The 17,986-nt window shown below is 62.3% G+C and carries 15 protein-coding genes; 11 read left to right on the forward strand and 4 right to left on the reverse strand.

Translation table 11 applies throughout. The features are described from left to right. The first annotated feature begins 23 nt into the window (after nt 1–23). The 3 genes from PW947_RS27305 (at nt 24) to PW947_RS27315 (ending at nt 3,393) form a co-directional block, all read left to right on the forward strand. The gene (locus tag PW947_RS27305; RefSeq protein WP_299635486.1) at nt 24–1,130 is read left to right on the forward strand and encodes an ABC transporter permease; all 1,107 of its coding nucleotides are present in this window, start codon (nt 24–26) and stop codon (nt 1,128–1,130) included. A 20-nt stretch (nt 1,131–1,150) separates the two neighbouring features. Continuing rightward, nucleotides 1,151–2,080 (forward strand): ABC transporter permease, encoded by a 930-nt coding sequence (locus tag PW947_RS27310; RefSeq protein ID WP_299635487.1) that lies wholly within the window; start codon nt 1,151–1,153, stop codon nt 2,078–2,080. A 221-nt stretch (nt 2,081–2,301) separates the two neighbouring features. After that, complete coding sequence (locus PW947_RS27315; RefSeq protein ID WP_299635488.1) at nt 2,302–3,393, forward strand: BMP family ABC transporter substrate-binding protein; 1,092 nt, start codon at nt 2,302–2,304, stop codon at nt 3,391–3,393. Nucleotides 3,394–3,540: 147 nt separating this feature from the next. Here PW947_RS27315 and PW947_RS27320 read toward each other — a convergent pair whose 3' ends face one another. After that, nucleotides 3,541–3,750 carry a dodecin gene (locus PW947_RS27320; RefSeq protein ID WP_299635489.1) on the reverse strand — a complete coding sequence of 70 codons (210 nt, stop codon included), beginning with the start codon at nt 3,748–3,750 and terminating at the stop codon, nt 3,541–3,543. 298 nt (nt 3,751–4,048) lie between these two features. Between PW947_RS27320 and PW947_RS27325 the strand changes: the two genes are divergently transcribed. The 3 genes from PW947_RS27325 (at nt 4,049) to PW947_RS27335 (ending at nt 7,801) form a co-directional block, all read left to right on the forward strand. Next, nucleotides 4,049–5,641 carry an ABC-F family ATPase gene (locus PW947_RS27325; protein ID WP_299635490.1) on the forward strand — a complete coding sequence of 531 codons (1,593 nt, stop codon included), beginning with the start codon at nt 4,049–4,051 and terminating at the stop codon, nt 5,639–5,641. A gap of 244 nt (nt 5,642–5,885) precedes the next feature. Then, nucleotides 5,886–7,076 (forward strand): nitronate monooxygenase family protein, encoded by a 1,191-nt coding sequence (locus PW947_RS27330; protein WP_299635491.1) that lies wholly within the window; start codon nt 5,886–5,888, stop codon nt 7,074–7,076. A 173-nt stretch (nt 7,077–7,249) separates the two neighbouring features. Then, entirely contained in the window at nt 7,250–7,801 is a 552-nt protein-coding gene (locus PW947_RS27335; protein ID WP_299636043.1) for an OmpW family outer membrane protein, read from the forward strand. Between the two features lie 110 nt (nt 7,802–7,911). Here PW947_RS27335 and PW947_RS27340 read toward each other — a convergent pair whose 3' ends face one another. The 3 genes from PW947_RS27340 to PW947_RS27350 all read right to left on the reverse strand — a co-directional run bounded on the left by PW947_RS27340 (nt 7,912) and on the right by PW947_RS27350 (nt 11,240). Beyond that, nucleotides 7,912–8,115 (reverse strand): DUF1289 domain-containing protein, encoded by a 204-nt coding sequence (locus PW947_RS27340; RefSeq protein WP_299635492.1) that lies wholly within the window; start codon nt 8,113–8,115, stop codon nt 7,912–7,914. A 151-nt stretch (nt 8,116–8,266) separates the two neighbouring features. Continuing rightward, nucleotides 8,267–9,544: a phospholipase A gene (locus PW947_RS27345; RefSeq protein WP_299636045.1), complete on the reverse strand. Its 1,278-nt coding sequence runs from the start codon at nt 9,542–9,544 to the stop codon at nt 8,267–8,269. A 391-nt stretch (nt 9,545–9,935) separates the two neighbouring features. Continuing rightward, entirely contained in the window at nt 9,936–11,240 is a 1,305-nt protein-coding gene (locus tag PW947_RS27350; protein WP_299635493.1) for an Nramp family divalent metal transporter, read from the reverse strand. 457 nt (nt 11,241–11,697) lie between these two features. Between PW947_RS27350 and PW947_RS27355 the strand changes: the two genes are divergently transcribed. The 5 genes from PW947_RS27355 (at nt 11,698) to PW947_RS27375 (ending at nt 17,763) form a co-directional block, all read left to right on the forward strand. After that, on the forward strand, nt 11,698–12,798 hold the full coding sequence (locus tag PW947_RS27355) for a polyamine ABC transporter substrate-binding protein (protein WP_299635494.1): 1,101 nt from the start codon (nt 11,698–11,700) through the stop codon (nt 12,796–12,798). Between the two features lie 106 nt (nt 12,799–12,904). Continuing rightward, complete coding sequence (gene potA / locus PW947_RS27360; RefSeq protein WP_299635495.1) at nt 12,905–14,068, forward strand: polyamine ABC transporter ATP-binding protein; 1,164 nt, start codon at nt 12,905–12,907, stop codon at nt 14,066–14,068. Beyond that, nucleotides 14,065–14,994 carry an ABC transporter permease subunit gene (locus PW947_RS27365; protein ID WP_299635496.1) on the forward strand — a complete coding sequence of 310 codons (930 nt, stop codon included), beginning with the start codon at nt 14,065–14,067 and terminating at the stop codon, nt 14,992–14,994. The genes potA and PW947_RS27365 overlap by 4 nt, the downstream gene beginning before the upstream one ends. Further along, nucleotides 14,994–15,812: an ABC transporter permease subunit gene (locus PW947_RS27370; protein WP_299635497.1), complete on the forward strand. Its 819-nt coding sequence runs from the start codon at nt 14,994–14,996 to the stop codon at nt 15,810–15,812. Before PW947_RS27365 ends, PW947_RS27370 begins: the two co-directional genes overlap by 1 nt. 724 nt (nt 15,813–16,536) lie before the next feature. Beyond that, nucleotides 16,537–17,763: an IS256 family transposase gene (locus PW947_RS27375; protein ID WP_299635498.1), complete on the forward strand. Its 1,227-nt coding sequence runs from the start codon at nt 16,537–16,539 to the stop codon at nt 17,761–17,763. Nucleotides 17,764–17,986: the final 223 nt, after the last annotated feature.

Consider the following 17,986-nt stretch of genomic DNA (forward strand, 5'->3'; position numbering starts at 1 on the left):
CATATAACGCACACACGCCACCCATGACTTCCCCGTATCGACTCGAAGCCCGCACTGCGCCGTCGCGCAAGATGCAGCTCGCCGTCCCGCTGATCGCCGCGCTGTTGACGCTGGCAATCGGTTTCCTGATCTTCAGTCTGGTCGGCCGCGACCCGATGCAGGCGATGTACGCGTTCTTTATCGAACCGCTGTCGAGCGTCAACGGCTGGGCCGAACTGCTGCTGAAAGCGTCGCCGTTGTGCCTGATCGGGCTGGGCCTCGCGGTCGGCTACCGCGCCAACGTGTGGAACATCGGCGCCGAAGGGCAGATGCTGCTCGGCGGCATCGCGGCAAGCGGCATCGCGATCTACTTCGACCAGTCCAGCGGCTGGTTCATCCTGCCCGTGATGATGATCGCCGGGATTCTCGGCGGCATGGCGTGGGCGGCGATTCCCGCGCTGCTGAAGAGCCGTTTCAACACGAATGAAATCCTGACGAGCCTGATGCTCACCTACGTCGCGACGCAGTTGCTGATCTATCTGGTCAGCGGCCCGTGGCGCGATCCGATGGGGATGAATTTCCCGCTGTCGGAGATGTTCAGCGGCGATGCGCTGTATCCGACTTTCGGCGGCGACTGGCATATCAAATGGCTGCGCGGGACGCGGCTGAACGCGTCGGTGTTCGTGACACTGGTCGCGATTCCGCTGGTATGGGTTTTCATGCGCAAGAGCTTCGCCGGTTACCGGATGAACGTCGGCGGTCTGGCGCCGCTGGCCGCGCGCTACGCCGGCTTCTCCGACAAGAAAACCATCTGGACCTCGCTGCTGATCAGCGGCGGTCTCGCCGGACTGGCAGGCATGGGCGAAATCGCCGGTCCGATCGGCCAGTTGCAGGCGACGTGGTCGCCGGGTTACGGCTTCACCGCGATCATCGTGGTGTTCGTCGGCCGGCTGCATCCGGTCGGGATCGTGCTGGCCAGTCTGCTGATGGCGCTGCTGTATCTCGGCGGCGAAGCAGTGCAGACCTCGATGCAATTGCCGCAGGCGTTGTCGGGCGTATTCCAGGGGCTGCTGCTGTTCTGCCTGCTGGGCGCCGACCTGTTCGTGAACTATCGCGTGCGCCGCCGGACTCCGGCCGTGCAAGCCCACTGATTTCCCCGGCGACTTCTCTTATGGATATCAACCAAGCCAGCGCGCTCACATCGAGCGCCGTTACTGCCGCGATCCCGCTGATGTTCGCGGGCGCAGGCGAACTCGTCACCGAGAAATCCGGCGTGCTCAACCTGGGCGTCGAAGGCATGATGCTGATGGGCGCGGTCGCCGGCTACGCGGTCACGGCCGTGACCGGCAACCCGTGGCTCGGCGTTGTGGCTGCGATCAGCGCGGGACTCGCGATGTCGCTGCTGTTCGCGTTTCTCACGCTGACGATGCTCGCCAACCAGGTCGCCACCGGCCTGTCGCTGACGATCTTCGGCATCGGCCTGTCGGCGTATGTCGGCAAGCCTTATACGTCGGCGGCTGCGCGCGCGACAATCGGCACGTGGACGATCCCCGGCCTGTCGAAGATTCCGGTGCTCGGACCGGCGCTGTTCAGCCTCACGCCGCTCGATTACCTCGCCTTCGCGATGTTCGCGGTGGTCGGCTGGTTCCTGTATCGCACGCGCGCCGGGCTGGTGTTGCGTTCGGTCGGCGAATCGCCGGCGGTCGCGCACTCGGTGGGGTTTCCGGTGGTCGGCGTGCGTTATGGCGCGGTCGCGTTCGGCGGCGGAATGGCAGGCCTCGCGGGCGGCTATTACTCGATCGTCAATCTGCATCTGTGGCAGGAAAACCTGACCTCGGGACGCGGCTGGATCGCGCTTGCGCTGGTCGTGTTCGCGACATGGCGGCCGGGCCGTCTGCTGATCGGCGCGTTGCTGTTCGGCGCGGTGACGGGGCTGCAGTTTTACGCGCAGGCGATCGGCGTGCCGGTGCCCACGCAGTTCCTCGCGATGTTGCCGTACGTGGCGACGGTCGTGGTGCTGGTGCTGATTTCGCGTAACCCGAACACGATCCGCCTGAACGCGCCGGCGTCGCTCGGCAAACCGTTCTTCGCGGCGGGGTAACGGCGCGCGACGCGCTTCGTCCCGGTTTCGCGGACAGGCGTGACGTATGCATCGAAGCATGGCAGGAGACACGGCAGCAGACACGGCAGAACCGGCACGGCGTCCAGCACACAGAAGGACACGCCGTGCCGCGCAGCATCATGCAAGACCCCGAGGGGACACGCAATTCCGCTTCAAGCTATGACAAGCTGCAGGCACTTGATAAACAGACAGGAGAAAACATGAAGAAACGCACCACGCTGACCGCCATCGCTCTGGGCGCGGCGTCACTGGCGCTGGGCGTCACGCTCACGCCGGCGCAGGCCGCCGATGCGCCGGGCGTCGCGTTCGTCTATCTCGGCAATCCGGGCGATGCCGGCTGGACCTTCGCGCACGATCAAGGCTCGAAAGAAGCCGAAGCGAAATTCGGCAACAAGATCAAGATCACCCGCGTCGAGAACGTGCCGGAATCGGCAGACTCGGAGCGCGTGTTCCGCGATCTCGCCAACAAGGGCAACAAGGTCATCATCGGTTCGAGCTTCGGGTATCAGGACTTCGAGCTGAAAGTTGCGAAAGATTTCCCGGACACGATTTTCCTGCACGCCACCGGCTACAAGAAGGCGCCGAACTTCGGCACCTACGACGTGCGCATGTATCAGGGCGCGTACCTGGCAGGCGTCGCCGCCGGGCACGTGACCAAGAGCAACACGCTGGGCTTCGTCGCGTCGGTGCCGATCCCGGAAGTGATCCGCAACATCAACGCGTACACGATGGGCGCGCGTTCGGTGAATCCGAAGGTGCACACCAAGGTTATCTGGATCAACAGCTGGTTCGATCCGGGCAAGGAAAAGCAGGCTGCCGAAACGCTGATCGGGCAGGGCGCCGACGTGCTGCTGCAAAACACCGATTCGAGCGCGACGCTGGCGACGGCTTCGGAGAAGCACGTCCACGCGTTCGGCTGGGATTCGGACATGAAGAAGTTCGGTCCTGACGCGCATCTGGGTTCGGTGGTCGCGCATTGGGGCGTGTACTACAACTCGGCGATCCAGCAGGTGCTGGACGGCAAGTGGAAGAACGATCCGGTGTGGTGGGGCATCCCGCAAAAGGCCGTGAATCTCGAGGACATGAACGCGTCGGCGATTCCGGCGGCCGGTCAGAAGGACGTCGAGGCGAAGCGCGAACAGCTTGCCAGCGGCAAGTGGGATGTGTTCACGGGCCCGATCAAGGATCAGTCGGGCGCGGTCAAGGTGCCGGCCGGCAAGACGCTCGGCGATGCCGACCTGCAACGCCTGAACTGGTATGTCGAGGGCGTCGACGGTTCGTTGCCCAAGTAAGGCTTTTCGCGGTGCCGTCGTCCAGACGCCGGCATCTCGCGACACAGTCGACCAGGCGGCGGTCTCAGCAACCGCTGCTTTAGCAGCCGCGTCCGTTGGACGCGGCTTTTTTTCGCGTGTTCACTGCCTTCACGCAAGATGGCTCGATCAATCGTCGATCCGCAGGCCGACCTTCAGCGTCACCTGCCAGTACGCCACCTTGCCGTCTTCAATCATCCCGCGCGTCTCCGTCACCTGAAACCAGTGCAGATTGCGCAGGGTTTTGCTCGCTTTCGTGATCGCGGTGCGGATTGCGTCGTCGCTCGACTGGGTCGACGAACCGGTCAGCTCGATCTGCTTGTAGACGTGGTCGTTCATGGTGTCTGCTCCTTGTTCCGTTGCGGTGTTGGACTGGACGACGGCGCGTGCCGCAGGCCGCCGCCATCGGGCTTACCGGGATCTGGAACGCACGTCGCGTGCCCGCGCGGATGGCGGCGACGCGATGCGGATTGTCCTGGCCGCTCGCGGGCACGCCGGACACGGGTAACTTTTTGTCATCTGGGGCCGGATTCCGGGCGCGGTTCGGGCGGATTTCGGCGGGCGCGCGCCAGATAACATCCCAATAACCTGCTAAAATACTAGGTTTTTCGCCGATCATCATTCAAAGGGACGCGCCGTGCTGTCTACCGCCAATATCACCATGCAATTCGGGCCGAAGCCCCTTTTCGAGAACATCTCGGTCAAGTTCGGGGGAGGGAACCGCTATGGTCTGATTGGTGCAAACGGCTGCGGCAAGTCCACGTTCATGAAAATTCTGGGCTCCGATCTGGAGCCGAGCTCCGGCACCGTGATGCTCGAGCCGAACGTGCGCCTCGGTAAATTGCGCCAGGATCAGTTCGCGTACGAAGACGTGCGCGTGCTCGACGTCGTGATGATGGGCCACGCCGAAATGTGGGCCGCGATGTCCGAGCGCGACGCGATCTACGCGAACCCCGAAGCCACCGACGACGACTACATGCACGCGGCCGAACTCGAAGCGAAGTTCGCCGAGTACGACGGCTACACGGCCGAAGCGCGTGCGGGCGAACTGCTGCTGGGCATCGGCATTGCAATCGAAGACCACGACGGCCCGATGAGCAACGTCGCGCCGGGCTGGAAGCTGCGCGTGCTGCTCGCGCAGGCGCTGTTCTCGAAGCCGGACGTGCTGCTGCTCGACGAACCGACCAATAACCTGGACATCAACTCGATCCGCTGGCTGGAAGACATGCTCAACCAGTACAACTCGACGATGATCATCATCTCGCACGATCGACATTTCCTGAACCAGGTCTGCACGCACATGGCCGACATGGACTTCGGCACGCTGAAGGTCTATCCGGGCAACTACGACGACTACATGCTGGCCAGCACGCAGGCGCGCGAGCGTCAGCAGAACGCCAACGCGAAGGCGAAGGAACGCGTCGCCGATCTGCAGGACTTCGTGCGCCGCTTCTCGGCGAACAAGTCGAAGGCGCGTCAGGCAACCAGCCGTCTGAAGATGATCGACAAGATCAAGATCGAGGAATTCAAGCCGTCGTCGCGTCAGAATCCGTTTATCCGCTTCGAGTATGAAAAGAAGCTGCACAACATCGCCGTGGTGGCCGACAGCATCTCGAAGAAGTACGAACGCACGATTTTCAACAACTTCAACCTGAGCGTGCAGCCGGGCGAACGTATCGCGATCATCGGGCAGAACGGCGCGGGCAAGACCACGCTGCTGCGCTCGCTGCTGGGCGCGGTGAACCCGGATCACGGCACGGTGAAGTGGGCGGAAAACGCGAACATCGGCTATATGCCGCAAGACACGTACGAAGAATTCCCGACCGACGTCACGCTGATGGACTGGATCGACGGCTACCGCAAGGAAGGCGACGACGAGCAGTCGGTGCGTGGCACGCTCGGCCGTCTGCTGTTCAATGCCGACGATATCCGCAAGTCGGTGAAGGTGCTGTCGGGTGGCGAGAAGGGCCGCATGATCTGGGGCAAGCTGATGCTGGGCCGTCACAACGTGCTGCTGATGGACGAGCCGACCAACCACATGGACATGGAATCGATCGAGTCGCTGCAGATCGCGCTCGACAAGTACGACGGCACGCTGATCTTCGTGTCGCACGACCGTGAATTCGTCAGCGGCCTCGCGAACCGCATCATCGAAGTGAAAACCGACGGCACGCTGAACGACTTCGGCGGCAACTACGAAGAGTTCCTGACGAGCCAGGGCGTGCAGTAAGCCCGTCTCCGGTTTCGCTTGCCGCGACCGCAAAGCCCGCTTCTTCGAAGCGGGCTTTTTTTATGCGTGATGCACATGCGTCGAAAGCGCGCGGTCTATACGCGTGACAATTCGTCAGGTGCATGACATACGACAAATTAAAAAACGGACATCGCGCATCGCGATCAATACGGTTGATCTCGCGCAATGTGCGCACCGTCCCGCTGACGATAAATGACGCTTTTATCCGACACGCGGGGCCGTCATGTTTGCATCTCATTCCTTTTCGCCGCTCGTGATTCGCGGCCGCTCGTTGTTGCCGATCGTTCAAGGCGGCATGGGTGTCGGCATTTCGGCGCATCGGCTGGCGGGCAGCGTGGCGCGTGAAGGCGCGGTCGGCACGATCGCCAGTATCGACCTGCGCCACCATCATCCCGATCTCGTCGAAACGTGTCAGGCCGATCCGGTTCGCGAAACCTTCGAACGCGCGAACCTGATTGCGCTCGCGCGTGAAATTCAGTCGGCCCGCGCGTTGAGCGCGGGCAACGGCATGATCGCCGTCAATGTGATGAAGGCCGTCAGCGCGCACGCCGACTACGTGCGCGTCGCGTGCGAGAACGGCGCCGATGCGATCGTGATGGGCGCGGGTCTGCCGCTCGACTTGCCGGACATGACGCAAGGTCACGATATCGCGCTGATCCCGATTCTGTCGGACAGCCGCGGCGTGTCGCTGGTGCTGAAGAAGTGGCTCAAGAAAGGCCGCTTGCCCGACGCCATCGTGATCGAACATCCGAAGCATGCGGGCGGCCATATCGGCGTCGCGAATATCGCGGATGTCGACGACGAACGCTTCGGTTTCGCGCGTGTGCTCGACGAACTGGAGACCGTTTTCACGACGCTCGGGCTGAAGCGCAGCGATGTGCCGGTGATCGTCGCGGGCGGCATCAACAGCCATGACGCGGTGCGTACGTGGCTCGACGCGGGCGCCAATGGCGTGCAGGTCGGCACGCCGTTCGCCGTCACCGAAGAAGGCGACGCGCATCCGAACTTCAAGCGCGTGCTGGTCGATGCGACACCTGACGACATCGTCGAATTCGTCAGCGTCACCGGCTTGCCGGCGCGCGCGGTCAAGACGCCCTGGCTCACGCGCTATCTGCGCAACGAAACCCGTATTCGCGAAAAAATCGGCGGACTGAAGCGGTTGTGTCCGGTCGGACTGGACTGCCTGAGCGTGTGCGGCTTGCGCGACGGCATCGAGAAATTCGGCCACTTCTGCATCGACACGCGGCTGACGGCTGCATTGCGCGGCGACGTCGCCAACGGCCTGTTCTTTCGCGGACGCGAAGCGCTGCCGTTCGGCAACGCGATCCGCAGCGTTCACGACCTGATCGAGTTGCTGCTGACCGGCGTGGCGCGACCGGCTGTCGCAGGTCGCACGACGTTTTCCCTCGCTTGATGCGAGTCAACATCGGGGGCCAGAAGAACTTCGACAATTGTTGACGAATTCAAAACACTTCGGGGAACCCAATGAAAACTCTTAAAACCGCCTTGCGTGCCTTCGTAGCCGCTTCGTGCCTGCTCGGTGCAGGTGTATTCGCGACGCAGGCGCACGCGGCGGATGGTGATCCGATGAACGGCATTCATGCCGGCGACGTTCTGGTTCGTTTGCGTTCCATCAGCATCATGCCGAATGTCTCCACGCATAACACGCTGTCCACGCTGAACGTCAACGTGAACAACGCGACGGTGCCGGAACTGGATCTGACGTACATGATTCGCGACTGGCTGGGCGTGGAGCTGATTCTCGGCACGTCGCGGCATCACCTGACGTCGAGCCTCGGCGATCTGGGCGCCGTCAACGTATTGCCGCCTACGCTGCTGCTGCAATATCACTTCAACCACGCGGGGAAGATCCGTCCGTATCTGGGTGCGGGCGTCAACTACACGTACTTCTACAACAACGGGCTGAACGCGGGCGGCGAAGGCATCGCCATCACGAATCACAGCTTCGGGCCGGCCATTCAGGCGGGTGTGGACGTGCAGTTGACGAAGTCGATCTTCCTGAATGCCGACGTCAAGAAAATCTGGATGCGTACCGACGCGTCGCTGGGCGGCACGTCGCTCGGCAAGCTGAATATCGATCCGGTCGTGCTGGGTTTCGGCGTCGGGATGAAGTTCTGACGGATCGTCGCGCGCACGCTCGCGACAAACAAAAACGCCGGGTCAGTTGCTGTCCCGGCGTCTTTTTATGCGCGACGCGCGCGGCCCGGCGCGGTCACAGGATCACGCGATCACAGCCGATCGTTTCTGAAGCGCATCGCCGTGCCTTCGGCTTCGATGCGCTTCCAGATGACGCGCTTTTCCTCGTCGCTCAGGAACACCCAGTTGGAGACTTCCATCGCGGTGCGGCCGCAGCCTTTGCAGATATCGTCGAAAAGGGTGGAGCACACGCCGATGCACGGGCTGTCGGGAAGATCGTGAAGATTCGAGGACATCGAAAACCTTAAAGCGGAACAGGAGAGTGCCGCTATCTTAAACGATGCGGCGCAGCACCCTCCCCGAGCGACGCGCGCCACCCGCGCCATCCGCGCGCCAACCGTCACGCCACAAAACGGCACGACGGCGCGACGGCCTGCTGACGCAGCCTCAGCGCGAAATGCTGTAGCCGATCCGTGCGATCCAGTGCTGGCGCTGGTTGTAGTCGAGAATGTCCTCGCCGTAGCCGTTGAAGTATCCCACCCACAGATAGCCGCCCCATTTGTCGCCGAGCAGCTTGGCAAGCGGATACGTCAGCTGCGTATCGACGCTGCCGTACCAGTGCTTGTTGCCTTTGCGCAGCGTCGTCGCGAGTTGCCAGCCGTCCGGGCTGCCGTATTTGACCAGCAGATCCACGTAGCCGCGATAGTCGGCGATATCCGGGTTGCTGCTCTTGCCGAGGTAGTAATAGATTTTCGGCGACACGACGAAGTGGTACGACGCGATGTCGCCGAATTCCCATGTCGGCCGTACGAACACCGTATTGATGCTGCGGGAATCGTCGCCTGCCTTGCCGTTCGATTCGTGACCGATGCCGCCCATGAAGCCCATTCGCGTGAACAGCGGGCTGTGCCAGCCGGTATCGGGAATCGAGTAGAACACTTGCGGTTCGTAGCTGGTGTCGCGGAACGGTCGCGAATCGGCGGACAGATCCCAGATCGTCGTCTGCGTGTAGCCGAAATACAGGTTGTCGAGAAAGGCTTTCGAGCGCAGATCGTCGGGTGTCAGGATCCGGTATTTGAAACTGAGCTGGAAGCGCGCGTTGGTGTCGCCGTTCGTGCCGGCCGCGAAATACATCGGCTCGAAATACGAAATCCGCGACAGCACGCCGCGATCGGCGGAGGCGAGCGTGTCGGTGGTGGTGGTCGCGGATTTCGCGAGCGCGTCGCCGGTGCTGGTCGGTGCGCCGACGGCAGTGGCGGCGGCTGCGGCTTGCGCGGGCGTGGTCGCTTCGCTCTGCGCGTGGGCGGCGGCGATATCGGTTGCCTGTTTCGGGCCGCGATCGAGCGACACCAGTGTCGGCGACGCATCAAAGCCAACCGGATCGATCCGCACTTCACCGCGCGCGGCATCGGGCCATGCCGCCGAAAACCGCACCTTCCGATATTGACCGGCGCGCAGATGCACGGTATCCGGCACATTCGGCTCGCGGACGAGTTCGAGCGGCATCGGCGGGCGGTCGCCGGTCGTCAGCGTGACGTTCAGCGTGCGCGGCACGGTGACGGTCAACGGTTTGGTGTCGTCGTCGGAATAGAGCAGCGTGATATGCAACGGCTCGCTTGCCGCCACCTGACGCGGCGGTTGCAGCACGGCGACCGCCGCATACGCGGAGCCCGCGAACGCGGCCCATGTCAGCAGCGCGGCGCGCGCTACGTGTTTGCCGGGCATCGTGTGCTTCGGCGGCATCGCGCGAACAGAATCGGGCGTGAGCGGATCGATCGGCTGACCGCCGTCCGGATGGCCGGTGGCGGACAACGGGGTGATACAGGAGCGCATAGCGTGGCAGCGCATGGGCTGTCCTCCGGGTCAAGGGGCGTGAACGCAGTCGAAAGACGGGAAAGACAACGCAATCCGGAAACAGCGGGAAAAGCGGTCGCAACGGGAGCAAAGCGGGCCGCGCTGACGCAACGACGCGACAACGCCACGACGCGACAACGCCACGACGCGACAACGCAACGACGCGACAACGCCGCCACGAACGCGCGCCGCATCGGCACGAACTACACGGTTTTGTAAAAGAAGGCTTACAACGACGTCGCAGCGCGCGGTGCCGCCACGCTCAGAGGTCGCCTGCCAGTTGCCAGAGCAACGCGCCGTTGAGCAGCAGGATCGCGCCTGCCGCCGCCCAGGCGAGCACCAGCGGCACGCCGCGAACGCGCCATTCGCGCATCAGCCGACGATCCGATGCAAAGCGGATCAGCGGCAGCACGGCCAGCGGCAGTTGCAGGCTGAGCACCACCTGGCTTGCGACCAGCAGCGGATTCGAGCCGTGCGGCCCGAACATCGCCACTGCGAACAGCGCCGGACCGATCGCCAGCGAACGCGTCAGCAATGCGCGCTGCCAGCGCGGCAAGCGCAGCTTGAGGAAGCCTTCCATCACAGCCTGACCGGCCAGCGTTCCCGTCACGGTTGCGCTGAGCCCGCAGGCGAGCAGTGCTGTAGCAAACAGGATGCCTGCCCAGCGGGTGCCGAGCAGCGGGGCGATCAGCCGGTGCGCGTCGGCGAGATCGGTGACGTCGCGATGGCCGCTCGCGTAGAACACCGCGGCCGCGACGATCAGCAAGGCCGCGTTGATCACGAACGCGATCGACAGCGACGCGAAGGTATCGATATTCACGCCGTGCAGCGCGTGCGCGATTTCGTCGTCGGTGCCGTTGGGCGCGTGCTTCTTGACGAGCGCCGAGTGGAGATAGAGGTTGTGCGGCATGACCGTCGCGCCGACGATCCCGGCCGCCAGCCACACCATGCCCGCGTTGCGCAGTAGCGCCGGGTCCGGCGCGATACCCGCCAGCGCCGCATGCCAGTCGGGTCTGGCGAGCGCCAGTTCGACCACGAAACACAGTCCGACGAAGAAGATCAGCGACACGATCACGGCTTCGAGCGTGCGCCGCCCCGTTTGATGAAGCGCGAGCATCGCGAACGTGCAGACCGCCGACATCAACACGCCGACCGTCAACGACACGCCGAGCAGCAATTGCAGCGCGACCGCGCTGCCGACCACTTCGGCGACATCGCAGGCGACGATCGCGATTTCGCTCGTCACCCACAGAAACCGCGACACGGCCGGGCTGTAGCGCTCGCGGCAGACTTGCGCGAGATCGCGGCCCGTGACGACGCCGAGCCGCGACGACACCCATTGCAGCAGCATCGCCATCAGGCTCGACAGGAACACGACGCTGAGCAGCTGATAGCCGTACGTGGCGCCCGCGGCGAGCGCGGTGGCCCAGTTGCCGGGGTCCATATAGCCGACCGCGATCAGTGCCCCCGCGCCCACGAACGAAAACCAGTGCGCGGGACGGCCACCGCTGCCGTCCGGCGTACGCCGGCGTCGTCGGGATCGGACACCTGAGGGCAACGTGTTCATCGAGCGCCTTTGAGCTTCGTGGTACGCGTGTCGCGGTGAGTGCAACGGTTTTGCATAGGGCTTGCGCATGCGCTGCGCGGCCATGCGGCGCAAGCGTTATGCCCGTCGGATCCTGCCGATGGACGCGCTGCGCCGGCCGATAAGCTATTTTGCACCGGGCGGGGCATCTGCGTGGCGATGTCCTTACAGTCCGCTTCCGGTGCGACGCGGACACGGTAAGGCCCATGGTTTTTTTCGGGTGGACACGCGCTGTCAAACCGATAAAATTGCGGCGAATTTTGCGACGCCGCGCAGGGCTGGCTGCCGCTGTACCGTTTGCACGACAGCCGGGCGGTTTTTTTGGCGCGCGTAATAATTGATGGTAGTTTTCGAATTTTTCAGGGGAGCCGTGCGGCCTTGCACGGCGGCATATGTGAAGAAGACGACCGGCAGTGCGCCGGTCCGGACGGAGAACAGGATGAAAAAACTGGTGGCGAGCCAAATGGCGGCGCTGGTGCTGTGTGCTGCACCGTGGTTGACGGCAGTGGCGAAAGATACGCAGCTGAACGTGTACAACTGGTCCGACTACATCGCCAAGGACACGATCCCGAACTTCACGAAGCAGACCGGCGTCCAGGTCAAATACGACAACTACGACAGCGACGACACGCTGCAAGCCAAGCTGCTCACCGGCAATTCCGGCTACGACATCGTCGTGCCCACCAGCAATTACGCAGGCAAGCAGATCGCCGCGGGCATCTTCGCGCCGCTCGACAAATCGAAGCTGCCGAACCTCAAATATCTCGACCCCGCGCTGATGGCGCTGGTCGCCGGCGCGGATCCGGGCAACCAGTTCACGGTGCCCTGGGCTTACGGCACCACGGGTCTCGGCTACAACGTCACGAAAGCGCAGCAGATCCTCGGCAAGAACGTGCCGCTGGATAGCTGGGACGTGCTGTTCAAGCCGGAAAACCTGTCGAAGCTGAAGGCGTGCGGCGTGTCGGTGCTCGACGCGCCCGACCAGATGTTCGCCGCCGCGCTGCATTACATCGGCAAGGATCCGATGAGCACGAACCCGGCGGATTATCGCGAAGCGCTCGCGATGATGAAGAAGATCCGTCCGTACATCACGCAGTTCAACTCGTCGGGCTATATCAACGATCTGGTTGGCGGCGACATCTGTTTCGCGTACGGTTTCTCGGGCGACGTCGTGATCGCGAAGCATCGCGCGGTCGAAGCGAAGAAGTCGTACAAGATCGAGTACTACATTCCGAAGGGCGGTGCGCCGGTCTGGTTCGACGTGATGGCGATCCCGAAGGACGCGAAGAACAAGGAAGCCGCGCTTCAGTGGATCAACTACATCGAGACGCCGCAGGTTCACGCGGCGATCACGAACGAGGTCTACTACCCGAACGCCAACGTCGAAGCGCGCAAGTACGTGAGCAAGGACGTCGCGAACGACCCGGCTGTGTATCCGTCGCAGGAGACCATCAAGACGCTGTTCCTGCTCAAGCCGCTGCCGCCGGAAATCCAGCGCTTGCAGACGCGCCTGTGGACCGAATTCAAGTCCGGCCGCTGATCGCCGCGGCCCGCGCAGGAAAAGAGGGTGTCGGGTTGTAAAGTCATGAAGCCCCCGGTTCCACCGGGGGCTTTGTTCGTCAAACGCAGAAGTGAAGCAGCAGATTATGAGTGACCAGTCGGGTGCACCGGCAGGGGCCGGCACGCTGCCCCCGGGCAACAACGTCGTTGCGGACGACGCAACGGAAAACTTCGTGCGGATCGTCGACGTCGTCAAGAAATTCGGCGAAACCGTCGCGGTAAAGGGCGTGAACCTGTCCGTGCGGAAGGGCGAGCTGTTCGCGCTGCTTGGCAGTTCGGGCTGCGGCAAGTCCACGCTGCTGCGGATGCTCGCGGGTCTCGAAACCGTCACGTCGGGCAAGATCCTGATCGACGGTGAAGATCTCGCGCAACTGCCGCCGTATCGTCGGCCGATCAATATGATGTTCCAGTCGTATGCGCTGTTTCCGCACATGTCGGTCGAATCGAACGTCGCGTTCGGGTTGAAGCAGGAAGGGGTACCGAAGGCCGAACTGGCCGACCGCGTGCACACCGCGCTCGAACTCGTGCAGATGGCGAAGTACGCGAAGCGCAAGCCGCATCAGCTGTCTGGCGGCCAGCAGCAACGCGTCGCGCTGGCGCGCTCGCTGGTCAAACGGCCGAAGCTGCTGTTGCTCGACGAACCGATGTCCGCGCTCGACAAGCAGATCCGTCAGCGCACGCAGATCGAACTCGTCAACATTCTCGACTCGGTCGGTGTCACGTGCATGATGGTCACGCACGATCAGGAAGAGGCGATGACGATGGCGGGCCGCCTTGCCGTGATGAGCGAAGGCGAGATCGTGCAGCTCGGCACGCCGCACGAAGTGTACGAGTATCCGAACAGCCGCTTTTCGGCGGAATTCATCGGCTCGACCAATCTGTTCGACGGCAACACCGTCGAAGACGAGCCGGATCACGTGTTTATCGAAACGCCCGACCTGAGCTGCCGTTTGTACGTGAATCACGGCATCACCGGGCCGCTCGGCATGCCGGTGACCGTGTCGGTGCGACCGGAGCGGATGGCGCTCACGCGCAAGCCGCCCGAAGGCGCGTACAACTGGGGCAAGGGTGTCGTGACGAACGTGGCGTATATGGGCGGTTACTCGCTGTATCACGTGAAGCTCGACGCCGGCAAGACGGTGGTGGCGAACGTCTCGAGTCTCGCATTGATGGAAATCGACACGCCCACCTGGGGCGACGAAGTCTATGTGCGCTGGAGCGCCAACGCCGGCGTGGTGTTGACGTCATGAAGGCCGCGCTGGGTTCGATCGTGCGGTGGCCGGTGCGGCGTTTCGGGCTGACCGGCCGCACTGCGGTGGTGGCCGGGCCGTTCGTCTGGTTGCTGCTGTTTTTCCTCGTGCCGTTTCTGCTGGTGGTGAAGATCAGTTTCGCCGATCTTCGGCTGGGCATTCCGCCGTACACCGAACTGACCACGTTCACGGACGGCGTGATTCATATCGCGCTGGATCTGTCGCACTACGCGTTTCTGTTTAGCGACAGCCTGTATTTCGCGACTTATGTGAACTCGGTGGTGGTTGCGGGGATTTCGACGCTGCTGTGTCTGCTGATCGGTTATCCGATGGCGTATTACATTGCGCGTTCGAATCCAGGCTCCCGCAATATTCTGCTGATGGCGGTGATGTTGCCGTTCTGGACATCGTTTCTGATTCGCGTGTATGCGTGGATCGGCATCTTGAAGAACAACGGGCTGCTGAACAATTTTCTGATGTCGATCGGGCTGATTCATTCGCCGATCGAGCTGTATCACACCAATACCGCGGTTTATATCGGCATGGTGTATTCGTACCTGCCGTTTCTGGTGATGCCGCTTTACGCGCATCTGGTGAAGATGGATCTGACTTTGCTCGAAGCCGCGTACGACCTCGGCGCGAAACCGTGGAAAGCGTTCTGGCAGATCACGTTACCGCTGTCGAAGAACGGGATTATTGCCGGGTGTCTGCTGGTGTTCATTCCGGCGGTGGGTGAGTACGTGATTCCGGAATTGCTGGGCGGTGCGAATACGTTGATGATCGGCCGGGTGATGTGGAATGAGTTTTTCGACAATGCCGACTGGCCGATGGCTTCGGCGGTGACGTGTGCGATGGTATTGCTGCTGCTGGTGCCGATGGCGTTGTTCCAGTATGCGCAGGCTAAGGCTCTGGAGGAAAAGCGCTGATGAAGCCGAATCGCATTCTGCAGTTCGTTGCATTGGGACTGGGTTTTCTGTTTCTGTATATCCCGATCGTGAGTCTGGTCGTGTACTCGTTTAACGAGTCGCAACTGGTGACGGTGTGGACGCATTTCTCGACGCGCTGGTATGCCGCGCTGTTACAGGACGACGAACTGATTTCGGCCGCGTGGCTGTCGTTGCGGATCGGGTTGTTGACGGCGTTTGCGTCGGTGATTATCGGCACGTGGGCGGGTTTCGTACTCGCGCGCATGGGGCGGTTTCGCGGGTTCACGCTTTACACCGGGATGATCAATGCACCGCTGGTGATTCCCGAAGTGATTCAGGGTATTTCGCTGCTGCTGCTGTTCATCGAAATGGGGAAATTGCTGGGCTGGCCCGCCGGGCGTGGCATTTTCACGATCTGGATCGGGCATGTGATGCTGTGCATATCGTATGTCGCGATTATTGTTCAGTCGCGGGTTCGGGATTTGCATCCGTCGCTTGAAGAAGCCGCACTCGATCTCGGCGCGACGCCGTTACGGGTGTTTTTCTTTATTACGTTGCCGTTGATTTCGCAGGCGTTGGTGGCGGGGTGGTTGTTGTCTTTTACCTTGTCGATCGACGATCTGGTTTTGTCGGCGTTTTTGTCCGGGCCTGGGTCGACGACGTTGCCGCTGGTGGTGTTTTCGCGCGTGCGGTTGGGGTTGAATCCGGAGATGAATGCGTTGGCGACGTTGTTTATTGGGGTTGTGACGGTTGGGGTGGTGGCGGCGAATCTGTTTATGCAGAGGGCTGAGAGGAAGAAGACGATGGTATTGGTTTGATTTGGTTTTTTTCGGGGTTTTCTCACTTCTGGTTGGGGTTAGGGGTTTGGGGTTTGGTTCGGTTGTCCCGTTTTCACGTCGGTTTGCCTGGACCGTCCCTGTGAGTTTTGCGGTTCGCTTGGGGTTGGTTTGGTTGCTCCTGGCTTGGCGTGCGCGTCCTGTATTCACGTCGGTTTGCCTGGATCGTCCCTGTGCGGGACCGCACCTACTTTTCTTTGCTCGCGCAAAGAAAAGTAGGCAAAAGAAAGCGCGTTTACCTCGCGCTTCGTAGCGAGTGGCGTCTAGTAATTAACGGGTAGTGGACCGCGCACGTTTTGAGTGGTCGGTCGGTTTTTCGTGGTGGTCCGCGCCCGCACATCCCGCCCGCTTCGCGGCGGTAGCCCACTTCAAAAACCCGTTTTCGCCACGCTATTTTTCGGCCCTCTCGACGGTTCCGGCGTCAGCTCAAAACCCGTTTTTACCACGCGATTTGCCAGTCTTCACGACGATTCCCGCAGCCGGTTCAAAGGCCGGTTTGCGCCACGGCATTCACCCGCCTTCACGACCGTTCCAGCGTCTGTCTAAAGGCCCGGTTACGCCACGGCGTTCACCCGTCTTCACGATGGTTTCGACGTTCCGAGTTGCGAGGACTTTTGCGCGCGGGAACAGGCCGGCGCATGGAGCCTGTAAGCGATTTTGTGTCTGCGAGTCATATGATTGCCCGTAACGGGCCAAGGAGAGTCATATGGCAACGCGCAAGACGAGGAGCCGGTTCGATCCGGCGGTGCTGGACGAACTGCTCAAGGGGCAGGATCCGCAGACGGTCCTGCGTTCGCAGGGCCTGCTCGGCGAACTCAAGAAGGCGCTGGCCGAGCGCATGCTCAACGCCGAGATGGACGTGCATCTGGACCAGCCGCTCGAGCACGACGCGGGCAACCACCGCAACGGATCGAGCGCGAAGACCGTGCTCAGCGAGGACGGCCCGCTGGAGCTGGCGATTCCCCGCGATCGCCACGGCCGCTTTGATCCGGCGCTCATCGGCAAATACCAGCGCCGCTTTCCCGGCTTCGACCAGAAGATCATCGCGCTGTACGCGCGCGGCATGAGTACGCGCGATATCCGAGGCCCACGTGGCCGAACTCTACGGCCTGGAGATCTCGCCCGAGCTGGTGTCGGCGGTCACCGACGCGGTGCTCGACGAGGTCGGGCACGGCAGGAGCGCCCGCTCGATCCGGTGTATGCGCTGGTCTATTTCGATGCGCTGCGCGTGAAGATCCGCGATGAGGGGCTGGTGCGCAACAAGGCCGTGTATCTGGCCATCGGCGTGAACTGTGAGGGCTACCGCGACGTGCTGGGCATCTGGATCGAGCACACCGAGGGCGCCCGGTTCTGGCTCAGGGTGATGAGCGAGCTGAAGGCGCGCGGCACGCGCGACATCCTGATCGCGGTGGTCGACGGGCTCAAGGGGTTTCCGGAGGCGATCGTGTCGGTGTTCCCGCAGACGGTGGTCCAGACCTGCATCGTGCACCTGCTGCGCAACTCGATGCAGTTCGCCACCTGGAAGGAGCGCGCCGCGCTGGCCGCCGCGCTCAGGCCGGTCTACACCGCGACGGGCGCCGAGGCGGCCGAACAGGAACTGGCGCGCTTCGAGGCCGGCGAGTGGGGCCAGCGCTACCGGGCGATCGTGCCGATGTGGCGACGGCAGTGGGAAGAGGTCGTGCCGTTCTTTGCGTTCACCGCGCCGGTGCGCACGCTGATCTACACGACCAACGCGATCGAGAGCCTGCACAGCGAGGTGCGCAAATCGATCCGCAACAAGGGCCACTTTCCATCCGACGAAGCCGCGCTCAAACTCATCTGGCTGAGCCTGCGCTACATCGTCGGCAAGTGGACCAACCGGCCCCTGTGCTGGAGCGCGGCGCGAACGGAGTTCGCCATCCAGTTTGAAGACCGCTTTACTGTCGGGCCATGAGTACCATGACTCGCACACAAAATTTCTGACAGCCTCACGCGCTTTCTTTTGCCTACTTTTCTTTGCGCGAGCAAAGAAAAGTAGGTGCGGTCCCGCACAGGGACGATCCAGGCAAACCAGCATGAAACCGGGACGACCGCGCGTGAAACCGGGACAAGCGAGCGCGAAACCGGGACAACCGCGCATAAAACCGGGACCAGCAACCCGGCCCAACCAAAACCAA

It is taken from the genome of Paraburkholderia sp., assembly GCF_028283785.1.
In the GTDB taxonomy this organism is placed as follows: domain Bacteria; phylum Pseudomonadota; class Gammaproteobacteria; order Burkholderiales; family Burkholderiaceae; genus Paraburkholderia.